Below are 25,328 nucleotides of genomic sequence, written 5' to 3'. Positions count from 1 at the left end.
CCTACTTTTATGGGTTATATAAGGATAGAAACGAGCTGAATGGTTGATTATATTTCCGGGTTGAATGACCCCCAGCGGGAAGCCGTTATGCACGGCAATGGCCCCTTGATGATTATTGCCGGTGCCGGTTCGGGCAAAACCCGTGTGCTGACCTACCGCATTGCCTACCTCATTGAGAAAGGCGTTGACCCGTTCCGGATTCTGTCGCTGACGTTTACCAATAAGGCAGCTGGTGAGATGCGGAACCGGATTGAAAAAGTAGTGGGCACCGAAGCCCGCAATATCTGGATGGGTACGTTTCACTCCGTATTCGCCAAGATTCTGCGTATCGAAGCCAAAGCCATTGGCTACACCAGCAACTTCTCCATTTACGATACCGACGACTCGAAATCGCTGTTGCGGAGTATCATCAAAGAAATGGGACTGGACGATAAGACGTACCGGGTCAACAGTGTGTTCGGGCGGATTTCAGGGGCTAAAAACCGGCTGATTGGACCGGACGATTACATCAATAACGCAGTCATTACGGCGGATGACGAGTCGGCTCGGATGCCGCATACGGGCCGGATTTACAAGCAGTACAGCGTTCGCTGTTTTGCCGCCAACGCGATGGACTTTGACGATTTATTGTTCAATACCAACGTGTTGTTCCGCGACCATCTGGATATTCTGAACAAATACCAGCACAAGTTTCAGCACGTACTGGTCGATGAGTTTCAGGATACCAACGTGTCGCAATACCTGATAACCCGCAAGCTGGCCGCTGTTCACGAGAACATTTGTATCGTTGGCGATGATGCCCAGAGCATCTACGCTTTCCGGGGTGCCAACATTGAAAACATTCTGAACTTCCAGCGCGACTATGGGAAGGAGAACGTCAAAATAGTGAAACTGGAGCAGAACTACCGCTCCACTAACACCATTGTGCAGGCGGCCAACTCAATTATTGCCCGCAACAAAAACCAGCTGGAGAAACACGTCTTTACCGCCAATGACGAGGGGCCGCTGATTGACGTTATCAAGGCTTCGTCGGACAATGAAGAGGGGCGACTGGTGGCATCGGCTATTTTTGAAGCCAAGATGAACGAGTCACTAGTAAATAACGATTTCGCCATTCTGTACCGGACCAATGCCCAGTCGCGGGCGTTTGAAGAAGCCCTGCGTAAGGTGAGTATTAAGTACCGAATTGTGGGTGGACTGTCCTTTTACCAGCGGAAGGAAATCAAGGACCTGATAGCTTACCTGCGCTTTACAGTTAATCAGCAGGACGAAGAAGCGTTCAAGCGTATTATCAACCTGCCCAAGCGCGGCATTGGCGACACGACGGTGGCAAAAATTGCGGTCATCGCAGCCGAAAAGCAGGACTCTGTTTGGGAAATCGTCGCCGAAATTGGCAAACACATCGCCGGGCGGGCGTCCATTGCTATTGAAGGCTTTGCCGATTTAATCAAGAGTTTCAAACTCCTGCTGGATCAGAAAGATGCCTACGAAGTAGCTTCCCATATTGCCAAAGCATCGGGACTGCTCAAGGAACTGTACGATGATAAAACAGTTGAAGGGTTGGCCCGCTATGAAAACGTGCAGGAATTGCTGAACGCCATCAAGGAGTTTGTCGATAACCCCGACAACGACGAAAAAAGCCTGGGAGCCTTTCTGCAATCCGTTTCGCTGCTGACCTCTGCCGATGAGAAAGAGGACGATGGTGATAATGACCGGATTACGCTGATGACCATCCACGCAGCCAAAGGGCTGGAGTTTAAGAACGTTCACATCGTTGGGCTGGAAGAAGATTTGTTCCCCAGCCAGATGATGCTCGAAAGCCGGAATGACCTGGAAGAGGAACGGCGCCTGTTTTACGTGGCCATTACCCGCGCCGAAAAACGCCTGTCGATTTCCTACGCCGAAACGCGCTACCATTACGGCCGCCTGAAAATGTGTGAACCCAGCCGGTTTCTGATGGAAATCGACCAGAAATACCTGAAGATGTCGAAGTTACGATCGGCACCCAGTCGGATGGATTTCGACCGGCCCGAACGGGATCGCAGCGAGAGTACATCGACTGGCTCAATGGCCTTTGTCCGGTCGCTGGCGCAGAAAACGGCCCGTTCGCAGGCTCCGCAGCCAACGGTATCCCACACTCCTTCGGCCGATTTTGCCCCGACCAGCACGGCCGAGCTGGCAACCGGACAGAAGGTTGAACATGCCAAGTTTGGGTTCGGCGTCGTCAAATCAATAGATGTGAACGGTACCGACCGGAAAGCAACCATCCAATTTGAAAAGGCTGGGGAGCGTACGTTACTGTTGAGCTTTGCCAAATTGAGGATTGTGGTATGAGGTTATTCGTTAACATACAAAACCCGCTGTTTGTATCGTTTTGAAAGTAACTACATCCCACTCTCCCTTCGCTTAATGTTATGAATGCCAATGGTGCCCTGGCTCTGTGCCTGATTTTCCTGTCAACTACCCTAGCTGTCAACGGTCAGCCCGGTGCCCCGGCACGTGACTCGACTAACGCTGAAAATCTGGGCAATCAGGTCAATTCGGAGTATAACGAGATTAACCCCCTTATCTCACCGGACGGTCGTACGCTGTACTTTGCCCGGATTAGCCATCCCAATAACACGCACGGCGATAAAGGCAGTCAGGATATCTGGTTTTCGGAATTTGATACCGTCAATAACCGGTGGGGGCCTGCCCGGCGCATGGGGTTCCCGCTTAATAAAGATGAGTACAACTGCGCTTACAGCATTACGCCCGATGGCAACAGTATGCTCATCAAAGGGCAGTATAACAATGGCGCTTACGAAACCCGTGGCTTCTCGCTCAGCAAGAAAACCGCCACCGGATGGTCGCCCCCGCAAAAGCTGGACATTCCCAATTACGTCAGTATGAGCAAAGGTCAGTTTGACTGTGGTTTTATGTCGGCGGATGGAAAAGTGTTGCTGATGGCGTTCAGCGAGAAGAAAAACAGTAAGGAAGATGACATCTATGTCAGCTTTCGGCAGAAAGACGGGTCGTGGAGCAAGCCGATGGATTTGGGGGATGAGGTGAACACTAAATTCACTGAAACTACCCCTTTTCTGGCACCCGACGGGGCCACGCTGTATTTTTCCAGTAATCGGGAAGGCGGTCTGGGCAGCAACGATATTTACGTGTGCAAGCGGGTCGATAAAACCTGGAAACACTGGTCGAAACCCGTTAATCTGGGTCCGAAAGTTAACACCGATGGGTACGATGCATATTACACCCTAAGTGCATCCGGGGATTATGCCTACCTTACAACCTTTAAAAACACGCTTGGCAAAGGCGACATTGTACGGGTAAAACTCACCACCGACCAACCTGATAATCAGCCGGGTAAGGTTGGCGGGGGCAGTGAGGTTGCCGGCACCACAGACGTGACCCGCCCCGACCCGGTTGCGCTCATTAGTGGTAAAGTAATTGACCAGGTTACGGGCAAACCGATTGAAGCCCGGATCATCTACCAAACCCTGCCCGACGGTGCCGAAGCGGGCGAGGCTACGTCTGACCCACTCACGGGCGAATACAAAATTGTGCTGCCTTATGGACAAAAGTACAGCATGCGGGCCATTGCTAAAGATTTCATTGCGGAAGGCGACAACGTCGATCTGACCCAGCCCAAAGCGTTCCAGGAAATAAAGGGCCGGGAAATTAAAATGGTGCCCATAAAAGAAGGAAGTATCGTTCGGTTGAACAATATCTTTTTCGACACGGGTAAATCGGAGCTTAGATCGGAATCAGGTCCCGAACTGGATCGGCTGGTTACCACGTTCAACGAAACCCCAAAAATGGTTATCGAAGTACGCGGTCATACGGACAATACGGGCTCTGACGAGATAAATAATAAACTCTCGCAGGATAGAGCGGACGCCGTTCGGGAGTATTTTATCAGTAAAGGCATTGAACCAGATCGTATTGCCAGTAAGGGATTTGGCAAAGCCAAGCCAATCGCCACGAATGATTCCGATGCCGGTCGTCAGCAAAACCGGCGGGTAGAATTTGTCATTATCAAGAAATAACTGCCTCTTACCGGTAATCAGCATAATTACGTCAACCATATACATTGTTTTGTGTTTATCCCTTGACAACCCCTGTTCTCTACTGACATAACTGACAAACAATGCAACTTGACGCTGGCTGTGAACTGTCTTTTGACGCCCAAACGCCAACTCCCCTAATCCTGATGTTACGCCCTCGTTCCGGTGCTGGCCAGTGGATTGTTCGGGAAGAATACCAGATAACACCCTCTGTTAACGTAACGGAGTTTACCGACTTATACGGTAATCTTTGCCAAAGGGTCGTTGCCCCCGAAGGCCCTTTCTCCATTCATTTTTCGGCTACTGTTCAAACTGCGGATGTGATCGACATTGCTCCCGGTGCTCCTTATACGCCGGTTGAGGAATTGCCCGATGATGTATTGCATTATACCTTACCAAGCCGCTACTGCCAATCTGACCAGTTGGGCGAATTGGCCACCCAAATTACCGAGAACGCCGAACCGGGTTACGATCAGGCCGAAGCCATTCGGAAATGGATCCATGAGAATATAAAGTATGAATATGGAACCAGCGATGCCAGCACCTCGGCTGTCGATACGGCCGATAACCGCGTTGGCGTTTGCCGGGACTTTACTCACCTGGGCATTTCTCTTTGCCGTGCTCTGAATATTCCTGCCCGTATGGTCGTTGGTTATTTGTATCAGCTTGAACCAATGGACCTTCATGCCTGGTTTGAAGCTTACGCTGATGGCCGTTGGTTTACATTCGATGCAACGCAGGAGACCCCCCGGGGAAACCGCATAACCGTTGCCTATGGGCGTGATGCAGCCGATGTGGCCTTTACGACTCAATTTGGGCCGATGCAGCTCAACGACATGAAAGTTTGGGTCGAACTGGCACAGAATGATACAAACGAGAGTGAAAAAAAAGCCAATCACGCTCCAACCAATTCAATGTCATCAGGGTCTAATCAGCAACCAAGCAATACACCATGAAAAAACCACTGCTTTTCTGCTCATTGATAGGCGCCTTGTCGGGTTGTTACAGCGAAACTGATATTTTGCCTGAATCGTCTTCGCCGGCATCCAGAGCGGTGGGTTTGTATCGTACCAATTTCTACCTCGACCCGTCCAGTGTGGCCATACCGGCTGACAAAATGCCTTATACTGAACTAAGAGCAGAGTCGGATAGCACCCTGACACTTACCTACACTAAATTCTACCCGACCCCGAGTAGCCAGTTTATCCAGCACATACTGGTAAGACAGCAATCGGATGGTATACAATTTGAACTGGCAGGTGCAGCAATCGGGACGCTGAAGGTTGACCGTATTTTCACTAATAACGGGATGGAAAAACAGGGGCAACTCCTGCGCCTAACCCTACCGGGTGATTCGACGAATAACCTGAATTTCAGCGGAATACAGTAAAGACCCAGTCCATAAAAAAAGCGTAACACCGTCGGGTGCTACGCTTTTTTTATGCGCTATTAATGAATTACCGTATGGCAAACTCACCCTGCCCGATCCGGAAACCTTCCGAGTACAGTTCTACCGTGTATTTACCGGCTTTATAAGGAATACCACGGGTATAAAGCAACTCAACATTCTTACCAGTGTTGGTGTAGTTGACGGTCTGCTTAGTCGTGTAAATGGTTTCATTGCCATCTACACTGAATGTACCTGACCCATTAGCCATGTCAGATACAACAGCACCCGACGGATCCAGTACCCGAACGTACACATCCTTAGGCTCTTCTTTCGTCAATGGGTTATCCAGCAGCGTGTAAACCAGTTTGATTTTGTCCAGACGCTTGGCCTTATATGAGTCGTCTTCTTTTACTTTACCCTTCGAGTTGACAGCAAACACTTTCACGTTCTGTGCTTTCAGCGCAGCAGCCCTAGTAACTTTACTAGACAACTCTTCGTTTTTCGATACAACCGTGGTTACGGAGTCCGCCAGTTTCTGCCGTTCTGTTTTTAAACCGCTGTTTTCCTCATCCAGCACTTTCACGTTAGTAGCCAGCGTCACGTTTTCGCGCTGTAGATTAGAAATCAGCGTATCCTTCTCGACGAGAAATGCTTCGTACTGCTTGATCTTGGCTTCGTATTTTGCCAGCGATATCCGGTTACCTCTTTTCAGTGACGCTTTATCTTCATTTAACTGGGCTTTTACTTTTTCCAGTTCTGAAACATCACCCCCTAGTTTTTGTACTTCGGCAATTTTGGCATCCAATGCAGTCGAGATCGAATCCAGTTTAACGCGGGTTGTCGACAGTTCTTCAACGCGCTCAGAAATGGTTACTTCCTGATTTTCGGCAACTTTCTTCTCATCAAAGTAAAGGTAACTCGCTACACCGGCCAGGCCAGTCATAATAATTAAGGCCGCGAGTAAGGCACCGTTGGTCTTTGATTTCTGCGGAGTATTTTCCATTGTTTTTTTTCAATTTTTATGATTGAACATACACAAACTTGGTAAAAAGCCGCTCGCGCGGTTGTGTAAAGTCTATTACATTTATGGTCTTTTTAGGGTTAAGAAATTAACTTTTATGACCAGGATCAGAATTCACCTTTTGGCCAATAGTATCGGAACGTTCACTTCTCCCAGCCTATTGCTCCCTACAACGAATATTTATTGAGAAATGTTTTTTATGGCCCTGGCAACATCGACAAAAATAGATATTGACTATCAAATAAATACGCCATCCAGTCAATCTTTGTTTTCTCAAACAAACTGCCAGCCATTGCTTTTCTACGCCAAACAACGAACTACTACCCACAGTTATTCCGCAAACAGCCCGTAAAGATGCCCGAACTTCCGGAGGTTGAAATCAGACGACATTACCTCGAAACGTCTTCGCTTCATCAGCCTATCAGCCACATTGAGATTGAGGATAAAAAATTAGTAACAACTGACCCATCCACCTTCGTAGCAACCCTAGTGGGCAGGCAGTTTATCGAAACCCGGCGCGTTGGTAAGAACCTTTTTGTCCTGACTGACCAACCCGGTGTAATCCTCCATATGCATTTCGGCATGACCGGCGATTTGGACTATTATCATGCTTCGCTGGACCGGCCCCGCTTTGCCCGCATTGTTTTCTCGTTCACAACTGGCTTTAATCTGGGGTTCCTGTGTCCGCGCAAATTCGAGCGGGTTGGTTTGATCGACGATGTTGATACCTTTTTAAAGCGAAAGAAAATTGGTTCGGATGGTTTGGCGATTTCCTTACCGGAACTGACAGGAAAATTACGAGCCAAAAAAGCGTTCATCAAACCGGTGCTACTGGATCAAAGCATTGTGGCTGGTTTAGGGAACTGGATTGTGGATGAAGTCTTATTTCAGGCGGTTGTCCACCCGCAACAGCGCGCCAATACCCTGACAGATAAGCAGATTGCCGGGATTCATGACGCTATTGGACTGGTACTCAACACGGCAATTCGCTACGAAGCTACCTATCGGGATTTCCCGAATACTTTCCTGATTCACGTTCGGGAGTGGGATAATTCCCCTTACGAGGATTTGGAAGCCCATAAATACTGCCCTCGTTGCGGTTCCCGCATCGAACGCTCGACAGTTGGTGGGCGAACCACTTTTTTCTGTCCAACCGAGCAGCTCATTTAATGTTGATACGATGTGATGTGAACTTGCTAGTGAAAAACACAGTTTAGTAATTTAATGTATATACATTTAGTACAAATACATCAATTATGAAAACGCAACGTACCATAGCCAACATTCAAACCGCCACCCCGAGTAGTGTGGGTGACGGGTTTGTTGGTCTTAACGCCTTTCACCCTCAGGGTTCAAGACCGTTTAATCCTTTTTTACTGCTGGACCATCATGGCCCCATGCAAGTGGAACCCTCTAGGGAGCCGAAAGGCGTCGACCAACATCCACACCGGGGCTTCGAAACGGTAACTATCGTCTTTGAAGGGGCTCTGGAGCACCGCGACTCGGCGGGGAATCAGGGGAAACTCTTCGCGGGCGATGTGCAGTGGATGACGGCCGCATCGGGTATTATTCACGATGAGAAACACGAACGCGAATTCTCGCGCCAGGGTGGGCAGCTGGACTTTGTGCAGTTGTGGGTCAATTTACCCGCCAAAGACAAGATGAGCCCTCCGAAGTATCAGGAAATTACGGCGGACAAAATTCCCTCGTCTACATTGGCGGGTGGTGGTCAACTACGGGTTATTGCCGGAGAACTGACCGGTCTGGCAGGCCCGGCTCATACATTCAGTCCAATTGTAGTAGCAGATTTAATGCTCTCTGGTGGACAAACCGAGACCCTTACTGTACCCCATGACTATAGCCTGATGGTGTATGTACTGAGTGGTTCGGCTGGTGCGAACTCGCAACCCATTGAACGGGGGCAAATTGCCCTTTTCAACGCCGATGGCGATACCATTACGTTGTCCACAGTGGCTGGAACGAAATTGCTCATTCTGGCTGGCGAACCAATCAGGGAGCCACTAGCCGTGTATGGTCCTTTCGTAATGAACACACGGGAAGAGATTCTGGCAGCCTTCGATGATTTTCAGAATGGGCGCATGGGCGTACTGAACTAATTTCTGGTTCCTGGCTGGCATTCATCATTATCTATCAATGAATGCCAGCCAGGAACCCTTTTTCTACAAATCCTTAATATTTCCGAACCCTATCACGTCCCGGTAGACCGGATTATCGCGTAGTTCCGTGGCACGAACCAGTTTACCGGCTCTGAACTTCGTTTTGGCATCATATAGGGTTTGGCGGAATTTACTTTTTCGGCTATTGTTTTCGAACAGGTTCAGCGGCACTACCTCCGCTGGTATGAACTGGAAAACAGCCACGCACATGCTCCGCAAATGCTCATTCAGGACAGGTTCGCACTGGTGCGCCGACTGAAACTTTACCATCCGTTCCCGAATAATCTGGTACAGTTCCGTGCCGTCCTGTTTCGGCGTGTCAAAATGGACTTCGTAATTATAGGTTTTGCCCGTATGGTATCGGCAGGAAAACGACATGTCCCGGCAATAGATACCTTTTTGCACCATCCGCCGTTCCAGGGTCAGGCAGAGCGATTGCAGCAACTCATCCAGCCGGTCGGTTGAGTGACGCTGGTCTGCCGAAATCGTCCGCATGGCCGACATACTTTTAGTATCCGGGTTTGTGTCCAGATCCACCTCTCCTTTAAAATTTAGCCGCAGGTGCCAGTGCCAGCCAACGATGCTCTTACAAACGGCCCGCAGGTGTTCCGGCGATGCATACCGTAGTTCGAGCGGTGTGTGTACACCACCAGCCTGCAATCGGGCTGCCATTCGATGACCAATTCCTGGCAAATCGGTGAGCACCAGGGTTCGCAGCACATCGTCAATAGTATCGGGCGTAATGACGGTCAGGCCATCGGGTTTCTGCATATCGGAGGCCAACTTAGCCAGGAACACGTTGGGAGCCATACCAATGGAACACCGCAGCCAGTCGCCCACTTTTTGCCGGATGGCCTGTTTGATAGCCAGCGCGGTTTGCCGCATGTCTTTATATACAAGCTGGTAGTTCGTCAAATCAACAACCGCTTCGTCAATGCTTTTTGGCACTACATCATCGGAGAATGTACGGAGCACGTCAATAATCCTGACGTGGTATTCCCTATACCGGGCCGGGTGGGTTTCGAGCGGTACTAAATCCGGGCAAAGTGCAATGGCTTCATCCAGCCGCATACCTGTTTTTACGCCCCTCACCTTTGCCTCTATCGAAGGCGCAATAATGCACCCGTGCCGCCCCGTGTATACACACACCCCCACCGGCCGACCCCGTAACCAGTAATTATCCTGCTGCTCGCAGGAGGCAAAGAAACTATTCATGTCGATGAATAATATCGTGGGCAGACTATGGGTACTGAGTCGGTTCCGGTTCATTGCGTCTCAATGAAGAAATTGGCTGTTCTTTTATGGATTCGTCTGTATTCGTAGTATATTTGTCGTAATACAAGTGCAATATATTTTACTTATATCATATCAGCAAGTATCTGCCCCGTAATGGTTGAAAATTGTTTGAAGAATATGGACACTTCCCTAACGATTCAGGACCGGCTGAAACAGATTTTCGATGCGCTGGGAATCACTATTTACCAGATTGCCAAAGAGTTGGGGGAGAACCCATCCAAGTTTTACAACATCCTCAATGGCCGGGCAAAGCCATCGTACGATACAATCATGAGTTTGCTGGCCTGTTACCCCCAAATCAGTGCCGATTACCTGATTCGGGGTATTGCACCCGTACTGAATTCGCCCGAAGCCAATGCCCGGATCATGGTTGCTGAAGACGATACCATCGACGTTCCGTTCATACCGGTCAAGTTTTACGCCACGTTTGTCGAAAGTTATTCAGATACGGTTAGTTCGTCTGATATAGAGCATTTTCGGGTTCGCAGACCACTGATAAAAGGACAGAAGAACACAGTTGTGCTGGAAATTTCGGGCAATAGTATGAGTCCGCAGCTGGCACATGGTGCCAAGGTATTAGCCATGCCTGTTAATGAGAACGACTGGGAGTATCAGTCGGGTGCGGTGTATGCGGTGATGTACCGGGATTACTTCGTTGTCAAACGCATCCGGGACAATGAACTTCTGACCCGTAAATACCTGACGCTTCACTCGGACAACCCCAACGGCGGCAACGTAACAGTGCCATTGCAGGATATCCGGGGATTATGGAAAATAATAGCCATTGTGGAAGCCCCCGTAGAGTAACATCATTCTAATGACATACAAAAAGACCTCTTCATCAACCTGAAGAGGTCTTTTTGTATGTCATTAGACTAGAACTAAGCCTTCTTCTGCTTCATCATTTCTTTCGGGTGCCCCGCTAAATAGCGAGCTCCGCTTCAAGGTCTACAAGGCTGGTTAGCTCATTCAGCAGGCTAAAGTCACTGATGCGGGCGGTCAGCACAACCCTTACAGCGCGAGCCGTAGCCGCAACCCACTCCCACCGATGAGCACCACGCGTTTATCCAGATTTTATTGAAAAAGCAAATCAATTTCACTGGGTACTTTTGCTGTGAATTACCCACTCGTCCGTGCGATAAATTGAGTCCGTCAATGGCAACAGTCTGCCAGTTGGCAGATAGCCTATAGAAAATAGACAACTACGTACTGCCGTTTTTCCTGGCGGGCATACGTCCAGGCAATTCTGAGTGGAGCGATGTACGAATTTTGCATGATTCCAAGTTGCAACCATGTTCTACGGTAACCTTCTCATGGTTAGAATGGTCGAAAAAGGGGAATAGTTTCTGCGATATTCTTGGGCATAGCATTGATTTTTCGGTTGACTTTCAGTAATTTTGCGTCCTGATTTACAGAGGGGTCAATTATTTTCAGTACCGATTCCTTTTCCGATTACAGAAAACATAACTTTTAGGATAACAAACTAATGGCTCGCGATTTAGATTTCACGAGGAACATCGGTATCGCTGCCCACATTGATGCGGGCAAGACGACCACAACCGAACGTATCCTCTATTACGCCGGCGTAAGTCACAAGATTGGTGAAGTACACGACGGTGCCGCTACCATGGACTGGATGGAGCAGGAGCAGGAACGGGGTATCACTATTACTTCCGCTGCTACTACTGTTGACTGGACCTACCGCGACAAAAAATACCATATCAACATCATCGATACCCCAGGTCACGTTGACTTTACGGTTGAAGTAAACCGGTCGCTGCGTGTATTGGATGGACTGGTATTCCTGTTTAGTGCCGTTGACGGCGTTGAGCCACAGTCGGAAACGAACTGGCGTTTGGCCAATAACTACAACGTAGCCCGTTTGGGATTCGTTAATAAAATGGACCGGTCTGGTGCCGACTTCCTGAACGTGTGCAAGCAGGTGAAGGAAATGCTTGGTAGCTATGCCGTCCCGCTGCAACTACCAATTGGCGAAGAAGACAACTTTAAAGGCGTAGTTGATCTCGTTAACTTCCGGGGTATTCAGTGGAATGAAGACGATAAGGGTATGACCTTCCAGGAGGTTCCTATTCCGGCCGACATGCTGGAGGAAGCAACCGAATGGCGGGAGAAACTTCTCGAAGCCGTTGCCGAATTTGACGATACGCTGATGGAGAAATTCTTTGAGGATCCTGAGTCGATTTCAGAAGATGAGATTCTGACGGCCCTGCGTAAAGCAACGATCTCGATGAAAATCGTTCCAATGCTTTGCGGTTCGTCCTTCAAAAACAAGGGTGTTCAAACCATGCTCGATTATGTAATGGCCCTGTTGCCATCACCGATGGACAAGGAGAGCATCAAAGGAACCAACCCAAACACGGGTGAAGAAATTTCGCGCAAGCCATCGTCGCTGGAGCCTTTTGCTGGTCTGGCCTTCAAAATTGCTACTGACCCTTACGTAGGTCGTCTGTGTTTTGTTCGTTCGTATTCGGGTGTACTGGAGTCAGGATCGTATGTACTGAACAACCGTTCGGGCAATAAGGAGCGTATCTCGCGTATTTTCCAGATGCACGCTAACAAGCAGAATCAGATTGATCGGCTGGAAGCGGGTGACATTGGTGCGGTAGTTGGATTCAAAGACATCAAAACGGGCGATACCCTGTCGGATGAAAAGAATCCAATCGTACTCGAGTCGATGGTGTTCCCGGAGCCGGTTATTGGTTACGCTATCGAGCCGAAGAAAACGGCCGATCAGGACAACTTCTCGAAAGCAATTGGTAAACTGATTGAAGAAGATCCAACCCTTAAAGTTGAATCGAACGAAGAAACCGGCCAAACCATTATCCGGGGGATGGGTGAACTTCACCTCGAAATCATCATCGACCGGATGCGTCGTGAGTTCAAGGTAGAAGTAAATCAGGGTGCTCCGCAGGTGGCTTACAAAGAGAAGCTGACCAAAAACGTTGAACACCGCGAGGTATACAAGAAACAAACGGGTGGTCGCGGTAAATTTGCCGACATCGTGTTTGAACTTGGGCCACGGGGCGAAGATGAAACGGGTGTTATTCAGCCGGGTCTTGAGTTTGTGAATGGTATTGTAGGTGGTGTGATTCCCCGCGAATTTATCCCTGCCGTTCAGAAAGGATTCGACGAATCGCTGAAAAACGGACCACTTGCCGGCTTCCCGCTCGAAAGCATGAAAGTTCGGTTAGTCCACGGTTCGTACCACGATGTTGACTCCGATTCGCTATCCTTCGAAATGGCAGCGCGTTTGGGCTTCCGTGAAGCTGCCCGTCAGGCTGGTCCGAAATTACTCGAACCAATCATGGCCGTTGAAGTATTAACACCAGAAGAATACACAGGTCCTATCACCGGTGACCTCAACCGTCGTCGGGGTGTAATGAAAGGCATGGATAGCAAAGCGGGCTCGCAGGTAATTAAAGCAGACGTTCCCCTGTCGGAGTTGTTCGGTTACGTAACGGACCTGCGTACGATGTCGTCGGGCCGGGCTACGGCTAACCTGACCTTCGCCCACTACGAAGTAGTACCGCAGAGCATTGCCGATACCGTTGTTGCCAAAGAAAAAGGCGGCAGCAAATAAATAAGCTTACCAAGCACTAGCACAAACAGAAGAGCCGTTCGGGAAGCTGAACGGCTCTTCTGTTTGTGGAGATTAAATTTGTGCGAATAAGCACTTGGTTTGCCGATAATGCGATTGCTTCGCATTATCGGCAAACAATCTTAAAAGAAATAGTCGGTCTGAGTTTTCTCCTCTCCTGATTTTCCCGTACCTTTGCACCCGCATTTAAGGCCCCGACGGAGTAAATGGTTCTTTCGCCGGATGCTTTCATCTAATGAACCAGAACACAATGAGTCAAAAAATTCGCATTAAGCTGAAATCATTCGACCACATGCTGGTCGATAAGTCAGCAGAGAAAATTGTCAAGGCGGTTAAGTCAACCGGTGCCATTGTTAGTGGACCTATCCCCCTGCCAACCAAAAAGGAAATTTATACTGTACTGCGGTCGCCCCACGTCAATAAAAAGGCGCGGGAGCAGTTTCAGCTTTGTACCTATAAGCGGCTCGTTGACATTTACAGTAGCAGTGCCAAAACGGTGGATGCTCTGATGAAACTCGAATTGCCGAGTGGTGTTGATGTAGAAATCAAAGTTTAACGGCTTTTTTGAGAATTTTAATGCTGCCAGCTCGAGACACTTTCTGTTTCGGGCTGGCAGTTGCTTTTTACTTTCCTGTCTTATCCAGTCGGTGGTAGCATACGGAAACAGAAAGAATACTCCTGGCTGATCAAACCGTTCTTGTTGAATTATCTACAGCTATTATGGGTTATTTTTTTGTATTGTTAAGGTTCCGTTAGTCATCGCATACCAGGTATATGTTAAATGTAATTCAGCTGCTACCCGATTCGATTGCCAATCAGATTGCTGCTGGTGAGGTGGTTCAACGTCCTGCTTCGGTGGTAAAAGAGTTGCTGGAGAATTCGGTGGATGCCAAAGCTAAATCGGTGCAGGTCATCATCCGGGAAGCAGGCCGTAATCTGATTCAGATTGTGGATGATGGCTCCGGCATGACCGAAACCGATGCCCGTATGAGTTTTGAGCGTCATGCCACATCCAAAATCCGCTCGTCTGATGATTTGTTTCGCATTCGAACCATGGGGTTTCGGGGCGAAGCGCTGGCTTCCATTGCGGCTGTTGCCCAGATTGAGATGCGGACGCGCCGGGCGGAAGAAGAACTGGGCACCCTGATTCGGATTGAGGGCTCCGACATTAAAGCCCAGGAATCCATATCCTGTTTACCCGGTACCAACCTGCTCATCAAGAACCTGTTCTTCAACGTACCTGCCCGACGCAACTTTCTGAAGTCGAATTCGGTGGAGATGCGACATATCATCGACGAGTTTCAACGGGTAGCTCTCGCCAATCCAGAGGTTGCCTTTTCGCTTTTCCACAACGATCAGGAACTATACAATCTGCCCGCTGGAAAACTCAGTCGCCGAATTGTGGATATGTTTGGCAAAAGCTACCGGGAGCAATTGAACTTCTGCGAGGAGCAAACTCCCTACGTCACCGTGCATGGCTACATTGGCAAACCGGAATCGGCCAGGAAAGCACGGAATGAGCAGTTCTTCTTCGTCAATAACCGATACATTAAGCATAACTACCTGCATCATGCCGTTGTGGGAGCCTATGAGGGCACCCTCCCCGACGGAAGCCAGCCTTTCTACGTCCTTTTTATTGATATTGACCCATCGCACATCGATATCAACATTCACCCGACCAAAACGGAGATAAAATTTGATGACGAGCGGTCTGTATATGCCATAATGATGGCGGCTGTTCGTAAAGCCGTTGGTGTGTACAATCTGGCTCCGTCGCTTGATTTTGAATTGGATGTTAACTTCCTGACCGGTTCCCGGCCCGACGCCACTCAACCTTCAGTTGGTGTTAAGGGCGCATCCACACACAGTACAGAAAGCCAGCTACCCCGTCCCGTTACGCCTTCCTGGTCGTCGGGCACTTCGACAAAGGAGCAGAATCCATCCCGCACTGACTCACTGGATAAAGCGGCTGGCAGTAGCTTCGATCTGCCCAAAAGACCATCGGTCAATAACTGGCAAACGCTCTACGAGGGCGTTGCCGGAACCGATACGCCCGTTCGGACAACCGACAGTACTGACGAAGGCGACTGGCTGGGCAATTCTAAACCGGCAGCGCCAGGTTCCGATAATGAGTCCATTACGCTGGGTAGCCGTGCCAATCAGTTGCAGATGGGGCTGGAAACAGCCGGAGCCGATGCCCCGGCACTGATGGAAGATGAGCACATTATTCAGGTACAAAACCGATATCTGTTAGCCCCGGTTAAATCGGGCGTGATGCTCATTGACCAGCGTCGGGCTTACGAGCGTATCCTGTACGACCAGTTTCATACAGCATTGACCAAGCAGAACGGAGCCTCGCAGCAGTTGTTATTCCCTAAAACAGTGACGTTGATGCCCGTTGATTTCCAGTTGGCACTTGATTTGCGCGAAGACCTGATTCATCTGGGTTTTGAATTTGATGAACTTGGCGCAAACACCTTTATCATTCGGGGTGTTCCTACATTGACCATGGGGGAAAATGAAGAAGACCTGTTTGCCAACTTACTGACTCAATTACGGGCTGATACAGGCCAGTTAAAATTAGACAAGATTGAGTCTATGGCCCGATCGCTATCGCGCCGATCTGCGTTGCATCACCTGACCCGCTTGAGTGCAACCGAGTGCCGGTCTCTGGTCAATCAATTGTTTGTATCGGCAAACCCAAGCTATACGCCGATGGGTGAACCGGTAATGGTTATGTTGACATTGGATAAAATTGCAGGACTTTTACGCTGAAAATTGAATTAATCAGCATAAATTAGGCTATATTAACATGTTTAATCTTACTCCGGTAGTTCGCGTATTATTGATAATAAACGTGCTGGTTTTTTTTGTTACGAACGAGTCGGTTATTGAGCAGTTTGGACTCCACTCGTTTCTATCTGATAAATTTAACCCGATTCAGCTTCTGACGCACATGTTTCTGCACGGTGGTTTCGGGCACATTTTTAGTAATATGATTGGCTTGATCGTGTTCGGGCCCATGCTGGAGACGTTCTGGGGCCCAAAACGATTTACGTTCTTTTACTTTTTTTGTGGTTTAGGGGCTGCATTGCTGTTTTCAGGAATAAACTATTTTGAGATGCACGACGTATATGAAACTATTCAGGCGTATCGGGCAAATCCAGGATTTGAGCCTTTTTCGGGCTTTATTGATCAGCATGCAAGTGCTTATTATGACCGGTTGCTACCGTTCATTGAGCAGTTTAAGAGGTTTCCAAGCGATAGTAAAAACATTCAGGACAGTGTAGCCATTGCCAACCGTATTTTTACGAATCAGGTCGATGAGCCGATGGTAGGCGCTTCCGGCGCAATTTTCGGTGTAATTATGGGTTTTGGTTTGTTGTTTCCGAACACTCAATTATTTTTATTGTTTCCACCTATACCGGTTAAAGCAAAGTATCTCGTTCTCTTCTACGGAGCCTTTGAACTTTATTCGGGAGTTTATCGGGCGCAGGCCGACAACGTTGCCCATTTTGCCCACATAGGCGGCATGTTGTTTGCATTTATCCTGGTGAAATACTGGGGTTCCCAACGAAAAACGTTTTACTAGTGATGAGCGGGTTGTTTGAGGATTTTCGGAGCGAATTCAATAAGCCCAACAATACGTTGGTGCAATTGATATTGGTAAATACGGTCGTATTTCTGCTGCTGTTGCTGGCCAAAGTTGGTCTGCAGATGGCGCAGAATATGGACGTTTACTACTTCATTCGGGGGCAGATGATGCTACCTGGTGGATTGAGCGACTTTTTGCGTAAACCCTGGACGCTGGTCACGTACTTCTTCATGCACGAAGATATTTTCCACATTCTTTACAACATGCTTTTCCTGTACTGGTTTGGGCGGTTGATTGATGAGTACCTGGGAAATCGTCGATTAATTGGTCTTTATATAATGGGTGGACTGGCCGGTGGTGTTCTCTACCTGGTCATGTATAACCTGGTTCCTTATTTCCAGAATCAAGCTGACACGGCCCGCATGCTTGGGGCTTCCGCAGCTGCTTTTTCGGTTGCGGTAGGAGCAGCCACACTACTGCCTAACTATACGTTTCATCTGTTCTTAATTGGCGCAGTACGCATTAAATACATCGTCCTCTTTTTCATAATCATCTCTTTTGCTCAGTCAGCCGGTCCAAATGCGGGTGGAAACTTAGCGCACTTGGGGGGAGCACTGATGGGCTTTTGCTATGTCAAACTCCTGCAGAACGGGACGGACTTAGGCAGGCCTATTTATTGGATAGCGGATGGATGGAGCAATTTGCTGAAGCCCAAACCGCCCGTTAAAGTATCCTATCGGCAGCGGAGCAGTGCCAGTACGCAGGGAGGCTCTTATCTGGCAACTACGGGTACTGCAACGGCCGTTTCAACACCTGACCAGGATGAGGTCGACATGATTCTGGACAAAATATCCCGGTCCGGTTATGAAAGCCTGACCCGCGAGGAAAAACAGAAACTCTTTCGGGCCAGTCAGCGTAATTGATTGGGTATTGGAAAAGGTACGTTCCAGTCCATAGGACAGCTATTCCTTTTAAAATCTAAGCCGCTCGTGTTCACGTAGATATACTGACGCGAGTGGCTTAGATTTTTTATAATTAAAGAATTAAGTGGTAGCTTCGCTTTTTGTATACATTAGCGCCTGTAGAACATTGTAATTAATACGTGTGTTATAAAGCAGACGTCTATTTACTACCATCATGCTCATTACCCCCGGCAGTCTTCTGGCCACCATCAACTCTCCTGACGATCTTCGCAAACTTGACAAGTCTCTTTTACCGCAGGTTGCCAATGAACTTCGACAGTTTATCATCGACGATGTATCGGTATTTGGTGGCCATTTCGGGGCTAGCCTGGGCGTAGTCGAATTAACGGTTGCTCTTCACTATGTGTTCAACACCCCTGACGACCAGCTGGTTTGGGATGTAGGCCACCAGGCATATGGTCACAAAATTCTGACGGGCCGACGGGACAATTTTCACACCAATCGTTTCTATAAGGGACTTTCAGGTTTTCCGAAGCGCAAAGAAAGTGAGTATGACTCGTTCGGCGTCGGTCACTCCTCCACGTCTATTTCGGCAGCTCTGGGCATGGCCGTAGCTTCTCAGCTACAGGGAAACATGCAGCGGAATCATATTGCCGTTATTGGCGATGGTGCTCTCACCGCCGGAGAGGCCTTCGAAGGCATGAATCACGCCGGTGCTACGGATAGTAACCTGCTGATTGTGCTGAACGACAATTGCATGAGTATCGACCCGAATGTTGGGGCTTTGCGGGAATATTTAACGGACATCACGACATCGCAAACCTACAACAGGGTAAAAGACGAAATCTGGAACATCCTGGGCAAAATGGACAAGCTGGGCAAGACCGCTCAGGATTTAGTGTCGCAGGTTCAGTCGGGCATTAAAAGTTCACTGCTGGAACAGAGTAATCTCTTTGAGTCACTGCATCTACGGTACTTTGGCCCTATCGACGGGCACGACATCGATCATTTGGTAAGTGTCCTGGACGATCTCAAAAACATTCCAGGCCCCAAACTGCTGCATGTGCTAACCGTGAAGGGCAAAGGTTATGGCCCCGCCGAGAAAGATCAAACGAAATGGCACGCCCCCGGTCTGTTCGATAAAGTGACGGGAGTCATTCAGAAAAAGGTTTACGATAAAGTCCAGCCGCCCAAGTATCAGGATGTATTTGGGAACACACTAGTTGAACTGGCGGAGAAAAATCCGCACATAGTAGGCGTAACACCGGCCATGCCCTCTGGTTCTTCCATGAACATCATGATGAAGGCTATGCCCACCAGAGCCTTCGATGTCGGTATTGCGGAGCAGCATGCCGTTACGTTTTCGGCCGGCATGGTAACGCAGGGTGAAGTGGTATTCTGTAATATTTACTCCACATTCATGCAGCGGGCCTATGATCAGGTAATTCATGACGTTTGTATTCAGGAACTACCCGTTATTTTCTGTCTGGATCGGGCGGGTTTTGCTGGTGCCGATGGCCCAACGCACCACGGTGCGTATGATTTGGCCTATATGCGCTGTATTCCGAATATGATTGTTGCGGCCCCCATGAACGAACAGGAGTTGCGAAACATGATGTTCACTGCCCAGTCTGATGACGTTCAGCAGGGCAAGCGGGCCTTTTCTATTCGCTATCCACGGGGCGAAGGTGTCATGCCCGACTGGCGTACACCCTTTGAAAAACAGATTGTTGGTAAAGGTCGCCAGATTGCCGACGGTACCGATGTGGCCATTTTAACCATCGGCCACATGGGCAATTACGCGGTTCAGGCTACTCAGCTACTGATAAAGGAGGGTATCCATCCCGCCCATTTCGACATGCGCTATGTGAAGCCATTGGATGAGGAATTGCTGCACCAGGTTTTTAGTCGCTTCGACCGTGTATTGACCGTTGAAGACGGTTGCCTGATGGGTGGTTTCGGCAGTGCAATTGTTGAGTTCATGAGTGATCACGGCTACACCGCCCGCATAAAACGGCTGGGTATTCCCGATGCCGTTATCGAGCATGGGGAGCAACTTGAATTGCACCGCGAATGCGGATTCGATCCACCTGGTATTGCCGATGCAGTGCGCGAGTTGCTGTTCACAAGCAAGCCGGTGTTCGTCTGATAAACTGATTTTTTGACAGGATTGCCAAATCAACAGGATAACGTCCTGCTCTGATACACGGGCAATCCTGTTGTTTTTTGCAGTATGAGAGTTTTTAAATTCGGCGGTGCTTCGGTTAAAGACGCCAATGGTATTCGAAATGTAGCGGAGATCATTAAAACCCAATGCCCAAGCGAGGTCGTTGTCGTATCGGCGATGGGCAAAACAACCAATGCGCTGGAAGAACTGGTTGCAGCCTACATGAATCAGCAGACAGAGCGCATTCAGGCGACCTTGTCAACAGTGAAATCGTACCATACGGCCATCATGAATGAACTGGAAGGCGACTTTGGCGCCGTCCATGAAACGTTCTGCTTTCTTGAGGAGTGCGTGGCCGTAAAACCTGTTTGCTCCTATAATGAGACCTACGACCAGATTGTCTCACTGGGCGAAATCCTGTCGACTCAAATCATTGTTGCGTATTTGAAAGCACATTATGTCCCCGTAATGTGGTTCGACGCCCGGCAGCTCATCCGTACCGATACGAATTTTCGGGAAGGCCGGGTCGACTGGCAGGAGACAGCCCGGCGTATCAGCGAGACCCTGGTTGGTAAAGGCGTGAAGATAACCCAGGGATTTATTGGTCAATCTGCCAATGGACGCACCGTAACCTTGGGCCGGGATGGTTCGGATTATACAGCGGCTATTTTCGCCTACTGCCTGAATGCGGAGAGTGTCACCATCTGGAAAGATGTTCCCGGTGTACTCAATGCTGACCCTAAGTGGTTCGATGAAACGGTTTTACTGGATACCATAACGTACCAGGATGCCATTGAACTTGCCTACTATGGGGCAACGGTTATTCATCCAAAAACCATTAAACCTATTCAGAATAAGGGGATTCCACTGCACGTAAAGTCGTTTTTGACTCCCGATGCACCAGGAACAACCATTGGGAATTTTAAGCAGCACTTATTGACCCCTTCCTTTATTTTCAAGGTAAATCAGGTACTTATCTCGCTCCATCCAAACGATTTTTCGTTCATTGCCGAAGATAATTTAAGCCATATTTTCGGTCGGTTTGCGATGGCGGGAGTGAAGATTAACCTCATGCAAAACACGGCTATCAGTTTCTCGGTCGTTGTCGATGATGATCCCGACCGAATTCCCCGGCTATTGGGTCAACTGAAGGATGACTTTCGTGTCAGCTACAACGAAAACCTAGAGTTGATCACGATTCGATACTACGATCAGGCCACCATTGATCGGGTGCTCGTTCACAAAAAGTTGTTGCTGGAGCAGAAAAGCCGCTATACCGTGCAGTTAGTCGTCACAGACGTAGCGCAGGAGCAGCGAGTTTTTTAGCGGTAATACGTCCGCTTACCTTATCTTTGATTTCGGACAAATCAACGCCATTTTATGCATTACGGGTATCTAAATGGCGTTATTGCGCCCACAGATCAACTTACCATCGGTATAACCGACCTGAGTCTGCTTCGGGGCTATGGCCTGTTCGATTACTTTCTGACTTACAATGGCCGCCCTTTTCAGTGGGATTGGTATTGGGAACGATTTCAAAATTCGGCTACCCGGATGCATTTACCCTTGCCGCTGGACAAAGGAGAAACGTATGGGATATTGATGGATCTTATCGAGCGTGGTGGCGAAGTTGACGTTGCGTTTCGGTTCGTAATGACCGGGGGTTATTCCGCCGATAGCATTACCATCGAACGCCCAAACCTGCTTATTTTAACCGAGTCCATTCACCCTGTGCCATCCATCCAGTACGAACAGGGAATCAAAGTAATTCTGGACGAGTACGTTCGGGAAATGGCCGAAGTCAAAAGTACGGATTACAAACGGGTTATATTATTGGCTCAGGCTATCCGTTCGGCGGGGGCTACGGATGTTTTATACCAGAAGGGAGGAGAAATCAGCGAACTAAGCCGAAGTAATTTTTTCCTGGTTCAGGGCAATCGGCTTATAACGCCCAACCGACATATCCTGCATGGTATTACCCGCCGGACTATCATGCAATTGGCGCAAACTGATTTTCAGGTTGAAGAGCGCCCTGTGCTTCTGTCTGAGCTTTATGACGCCAGTGAAGCTTTCACAACCAGTTCCACAAAAAAAGTGCTCCCCATCGTGCAAGTCGGGGATTTGACCATTGGAGATGGGCAGGTTGGGCCAGCAGTGAAGTTCCTACTGGAGCGATTCAATGAGTTGATTGAGACCTGGTAGCAACAAATCTGCATAACGCCGAATGATTTCGGGCGTTATGTGTTGCTCCTGCCCTATTCGCCCCACGCAGGGTAAACCCGTATAATTCAGGATAAACGTTTCGGTCGTTTCAACAGTAGGTCCGTTAAACAGGATTCCTGCCAGGGAAATGTTCCGTCTTCTACAGACATCCACCGACAACAGCGTATGGTTGATACTCCCCAGGTAGTTCTGTGATACCAGCACAACGGGCAAACCCAGTTCCTTGACCAGGTCAATATTCAGCTTGTGGCTGTTGAGTGGCACCATCAGGCCACCCGCCAGTTCTACAACCAGCGCATTATCCGTTTTGGGTGCTTTTATTCTATCCAGTTCAATCGTGACGTTATCAATGGCAGCCGCGGCATGGGGGGATAGCGGTTGTGTGAGTCGGTACGCTTCCGGATGAAACCGCGAAACCAGATTACTGGTCAGTCTTTTCACTGCATCGGTATCCGAATCATCTAACCCACCCGATTGGACAGGCTTCCAATAATCGGCCTTGAGGGCTTCTACCAATACGGCCGATACCACTGTTTTACCAATTTCGGTACCGATTCCGGCAACAATAATATGAGCAGGCATGCAGCTAGTTTAGTCAGGCACAAAAAAAGCCCGACCTGGTGGCCGGGCTTTGATTAGCGCAATTATAGGTAAAACGCCCTTAACCCTGTTTTAGTTTACGTAGTGAAAAATAATTAAATAATTTTTCACTATAATCGCATTGTTGATAGAATCATCATTCCCAATGACAAATTCCGCCGTTTTACGTCCTTCGGGACGAATCATTTACGAAGTCACTATTCAGCATATAGGGTCACTATCCTCCCTGCGGCATCGTGAACCAACGATAGTTTTCTTCTCGAACCTGCGAAAAGCCGTCGACGCCATTACAGCGGAGTTGGCTCTGAACAACTGGCCTCCACGGGTAAACTACACTGCCGTTTACCGGGGCGTCAAGGAACGGGCTTTCTATAGTTGCGATTTTAACGTGGCCGGAACGCGCATCTTTCGGATTAAAGTCACGCCGAGAACCCTCAATCCAGCGTTACCCCGGCTGGGAATCGATGAAAACCCAGCTGACTCCGGGAAGACATAAAGAAGAAGCTAGTCTGCAAACGGGTTCAGTAAGCCTTTAAACTTAAGTCCAGGCTTTTAATCTGGTGAGTCAGGGCACCGGATGAGACATAGTCTACCCCCGTTTCGGCGTATGCCCGCAGGTTCGTTTCATCAATTCCCCCCGACGCTTCGGTGGTGAAGCGGCCATTTACAAGTCGCACCATATCCCGGATGCCATCAGGTGGGAAGTTGTCGAGCAGGATTACGTCTACTTGTCCCACGCGCAGCACTTCTTCAACTTCGGCCCGATTCCGGGTTTCTACTTCGATGCGTAGCGTCCGCCCGGTTTCTTTCAGGTACGAAACAGCTTTTGTGACGGCGGCTTCGATGCTTCCGGCATAATCGACGTGATTGTCTTTGATGAGAATCATGTCGTACAGACCAAAGCGATGATTAACAGCTCCCCCAATTTTGGTAGCCATTTTCTCGCAGATGCGAAAATTAGGTGTGGTTTTACGCGTATCCAGCAACTGGGCACGGGTACCTTCCATTAGATTGACCAGCTCGCGAGTGTGGGTTGCAATACCGCTCATGCGCTGCATGCAGTTGAGTACCAACCGCTCGGCGGTCAGAATGTTGCGGGCGTTTCCACTAACCGTCAACACAATGTCGCCGGGTTTGATGGCAGCCCCATCGGGCATCAGCACATCAACGACAAAGGCGGGGTCTACTTCGGCAAAAATAGCCTGCGCCACGTCGACACCGGCCAGGATACCGGCTTCCTTCACCAGCAACCGGGCACGTTTCTGAGCATCGGCCGGAATGGTGGATAAGGAGGTATGGTCGCCATCGCCAACGTCCTCGGCCAGAGCCAACTGAATAAATTCGTGTAAGTTCATGCCCGCAAGTTATACGTTTCTTACAAACCAACTGGCTGAGAGGCTATAGGTTTTGCCGGGTTGGTGATAAAGCGTAGTAGTTCAGTTGATTAATTGGAACTCAACGCGGCTCTTAATTCATCAGGACGTATGTTTCTGGCAATGATCGTTCCGTTCGGACTAATGACCACAGAAGTCGGTAGACCTATAACATGGTACAGGCATGTACTAAGAGAACGCTTGAAAGCAGTATCCAGACCGAGTTTTTCGGGATCTTCATGTGCTAAGAATCGATTTTACAAGCTCGCCAGGCACCCAGGCAGGATAGCAATCTAATTTACTCAACTATATGGATATGTAATACCCTCTCCGTTCAAATTTGCATTCTTCCCGAATTGGTGCGAAATTTGTTATCCGCTAAGGAATTACATGAAGAAAACCCGTGTCATATACCGTTTTTCGAGCCTAATGCTGGCTACCCTGTTGCTGTTTACGGCCGTATGGGGGTATGGCAATGTAACGCCTGTTCAGCAACTGGCCGCTCAAAAAGCAGTTGCCCAACACGCTAAATCAGGTAAAGCGGATAAGTCAGCGGAGGTTCAACTCAGTGCTGCTCAGTTTGAAGCGGTTGTTACCCCAGCCATTCAGTTAGGCGAATCGGGACAGTCCGCGTTTCTATTACCAGTCCCCACGCTGGTTATCTTACTGCTGTTGAGCATTGTTCTGCTCCGGCACTTTACGCTTCCCCATTTTTATTTCTCTTATTTCAGGCACGTATTCGGGCATCATATTGCCACGAATGCACCCTGATGCGTAGCCAGGCTGGATCGCACAGCCTGCGTTTGACCGTCCGTTCCTCTTCAGCGTCAGTCTGTTGAGTCTCTTTTCAGTTTACCTATATTTTCCTAAAGCAGGCAACCGCCTG

At 48.9% G+C, this 25,328-nt stretch carries 21 protein-coding genes; 17 read left to right on the top strand and 4 right to left on the bottom strand.

From position 1 onward, the window contains the following. Positions 1–39: 39 nt before the first annotated feature. From B156_RS0122100 to B156_RS0122085, 4 genes are all read left to right on the top strand, one after another. Positions 40–2,334 (top strand): ATP-dependent helicase, encoded by a 2,295-nt coding sequence (locus B156_RS0122100; RefSeq protein WP_018621975.1) that lies wholly within the window; start codon positions 40–42, stop codon positions 2,332–2,334. Positions 2,335–2,414: 80 nt separating this feature from the next. Then, positions 2,415–4,040 carry an OmpA family protein gene (locus B156_RS0122095; RefSeq protein WP_018621974.1) on the top strand — a complete coding sequence of 542 codons (1,626 nt, stop codon included), beginning with the start codon at positions 2,415–2,417 and terminating at the stop codon, positions 4,038–4,040. 101 nt (positions 4,041–4,141) lie between these two features. Further along, on the top strand, positions 4,142–5,014 hold the full coding sequence (locus tag B156_RS0122090) for a transglutaminase domain-containing protein (protein WP_018621972.1): 873 nt from the start codon (positions 4,142–4,144) through the stop codon (positions 5,012–5,014). Continuing rightward, on the top strand, positions 5,011–5,448 hold the full coding sequence (locus tag B156_RS0122085) for a hypothetical protein (RefSeq protein ID WP_018621971.1): 438 nt from the start codon (positions 5,011–5,013) through the stop codon (positions 5,446–5,448). The genes B156_RS0122090 and B156_RS0122085 overlap by 4 nt, the downstream gene beginning before the upstream one ends. Positions 5,449–5,515: 67 nt before the next feature. Here B156_RS0122085 and B156_RS0122080 read toward each other — a convergent pair whose 3' ends face one another. Next, complete coding sequence (locus B156_RS0122080) at positions 5,516–6,451, bottom strand: hypothetical protein (protein WP_018621970.1); 936 nt, start codon at positions 6,449–6,451, stop codon at positions 5,516–5,518. Between the two features lie 372 nt (positions 6,452–6,823). Between B156_RS0122080 and B156_RS0122075 the strand changes: the two genes are divergently transcribed. Together B156_RS0122075 and B156_RS0122070 are read left to right on the top strand one after the other, a co-directional pair. Then, a complete protein-coding gene (locus B156_RS0122075; protein WP_018621969.1) occupies positions 6,824–7,639 on the top strand; it encodes an Fpg/Nei family DNA glycosylase in 816 nt (271 codons plus the stop codon). An 86-nt stretch (positions 7,640–7,725) separates the two neighbouring features. Continuing rightward, complete coding sequence (locus B156_RS0122070) at positions 7,726–8,586, top strand: pirin family protein (protein ID WP_018621968.1); 861 nt, start codon at positions 7,726–7,728, stop codon at positions 8,584–8,586. A gap of 63 nt (positions 8,587–8,649) precedes the next feature. Here B156_RS0122070 and B156_RS0122065 read toward each other — a convergent pair whose 3' ends face one another. Further along, a complete protein-coding gene (locus B156_RS0122065) occupies positions 8,650–9,915 on the bottom strand; it encodes a DNA polymerase Y family protein (RefSeq protein WP_018621967.1) in 1,266 nt (421 codons plus the stop codon). Positions 9,916–10,059: 144 nt separating this feature from the next. On the opposite strand from B156_RS0122065, the gene B156_RS0122060 reads away from it, so the two are divergent. The 9 genes from B156_RS0122060 to B156_RS0122020 all read left to right on the top strand — a co-directional run bounded on the left by B156_RS0122060 (position 10,060) and on the right by B156_RS0122020 (position 22,448). Beyond that, complete coding sequence (locus tag B156_RS0122060) at positions 10,060–10,749, top strand: LexA family transcriptional regulator (protein WP_018621966.1); 690 nt, start codon at positions 10,060–10,062, stop codon at positions 10,747–10,749. A 679-nt stretch (positions 10,750–11,428) separates the two neighbouring features. Beyond that, on the top strand, positions 11,429–13,543 hold the full coding sequence (gene fusA / locus B156_RS0122055; RefSeq protein ID WP_018621965.1) for an elongation factor G: 2,115 nt from the start codon (positions 11,429–11,431) through the stop codon (positions 13,541–13,543). A 268-nt stretch (positions 13,544–13,811) separates the two neighbouring features. Continuing rightward, positions 13,812–14,117, top strand: a complete 306-nt coding sequence (gene rpsJ / locus B156_RS0122050) for a 30S ribosomal protein S10 (protein ID WP_018621963.1) — start codon at positions 13,812–13,814, stop codon at positions 14,115–14,117. 218 nt (positions 14,118–14,335) lie between these two features. After that, positions 14,336–16,336 carry a DNA mismatch repair endonuclease MutL gene (gene mutL, locus B156_RS0122045; protein WP_018621962.1) on the top strand — a complete coding sequence of 667 codons (2,001 nt, stop codon included), beginning with the start codon at positions 14,336–14,338 and terminating at the stop codon, positions 16,334–16,336. A 37-nt stretch (positions 16,337–16,373) separates the two neighbouring features. Beyond that, a complete protein-coding gene (locus B156_RS0122040; RefSeq protein ID WP_018621961.1) occupies positions 16,374–17,153 on the top strand; it encodes a rhomboid family intramembrane serine protease in 780 nt (259 codons plus the stop codon). 2 nt (positions 17,154–17,155) lie between these two features. Continuing rightward, positions 17,156–18,079 (top strand): rhomboid family intramembrane serine protease, encoded by a 924-nt coding sequence (locus tag B156_RS0122035; RefSeq protein WP_018621960.1) that lies wholly within the window; start codon positions 17,156–17,158, stop codon positions 18,077–18,079. A gap of 214 nt (positions 18,080–18,293) precedes the next feature. Further along, positions 18,294–20,228, top strand: a complete 1,935-nt coding sequence (dxs, locus tag B156_RS0122030; protein ID WP_018621959.1) for a 1-deoxy-D-xylulose-5-phosphate synthase — start codon at positions 18,294–18,296, stop codon at positions 20,226–20,228. Between the two features lie 84 nt (positions 20,229–20,312). Beyond that, a complete protein-coding gene (locus B156_RS0122025) occupies positions 20,313–21,572 on the top strand; it encodes an aspartate kinase (RefSeq protein ID WP_018621958.1) in 1,260 nt (419 codons plus the stop codon). 54 nt (positions 21,573–21,626) lie between these two features. Next, on the top strand, positions 21,627–22,448 hold the full coding sequence (locus B156_RS0122020) for an aminotransferase class IV (protein ID WP_018621957.1): 822 nt from the start codon (positions 21,627–21,629) through the stop codon (positions 22,446–22,448). On the opposite strand, the gene bioD is transcribed toward B156_RS0122020, so the two are convergent. Then, the gene (bioD, locus tag B156_RS0122015) at positions 22,410–23,051 is read right to left on the bottom strand and encodes a dethiobiotin synthase (RefSeq protein WP_018621955.1); all 642 of its coding nucleotides are present in this window, start codon (positions 23,049–23,051) and stop codon (positions 22,410–22,412) included. The genes B156_RS0122020 and bioD overlap by 39 nt on opposite strands. Before the next feature lie 163 nt (positions 23,052–23,214). Between bioD and B156_RS0122010 the strand changes: the two genes are divergently transcribed. After that, positions 23,215–23,565, top strand: coding sequence for a hypothetical protein (locus tag B156_RS0122010; RefSeq protein WP_018621954.1), 351 nt, complete (start codon positions 23,215–23,217; stop codon positions 23,563–23,565). 25 nt (positions 23,566–23,590) lie between these two features. On the opposite strand, the gene nadC is transcribed toward B156_RS0122010, so the two are convergent. Next, the gene (nadC, locus tag B156_RS0122005) at positions 23,591–24,424 is read right to left on the bottom strand and encodes a carboxylating nicotinate-nucleotide diphosphorylase (protein WP_018621953.1); all 834 of its coding nucleotides are present in this window, start codon (positions 24,422–24,424) and stop codon (positions 23,591–23,593) included. Positions 24,425–24,832: 408 nt separating this feature from the next. Between nadC and B156_RS0122000 the strand changes: the two genes are divergently transcribed. Next, positions 24,833–25,213, top strand: coding sequence for a hypothetical protein (locus tag B156_RS0122000; RefSeq protein ID WP_245563799.1), 381 nt, complete (start codon positions 24,833–24,835; stop codon positions 25,211–25,213). Positions 25,214–25,328: the final 115 nt, after the last annotated feature.

It is taken from the genome of Spirosoma luteum DSM 19990 (genome assembly GCF_000374065.1).
GTDB lineage: Bacteria > Bacteroidota > Bacteroidia > Cytophagales > Spirosomataceae > Spirosoma > Spirosoma luteum.
Note: the sequence above shows the minus strand (reverse complement) of the source record. Positions and strands in the feature narration are given on the sequence as shown.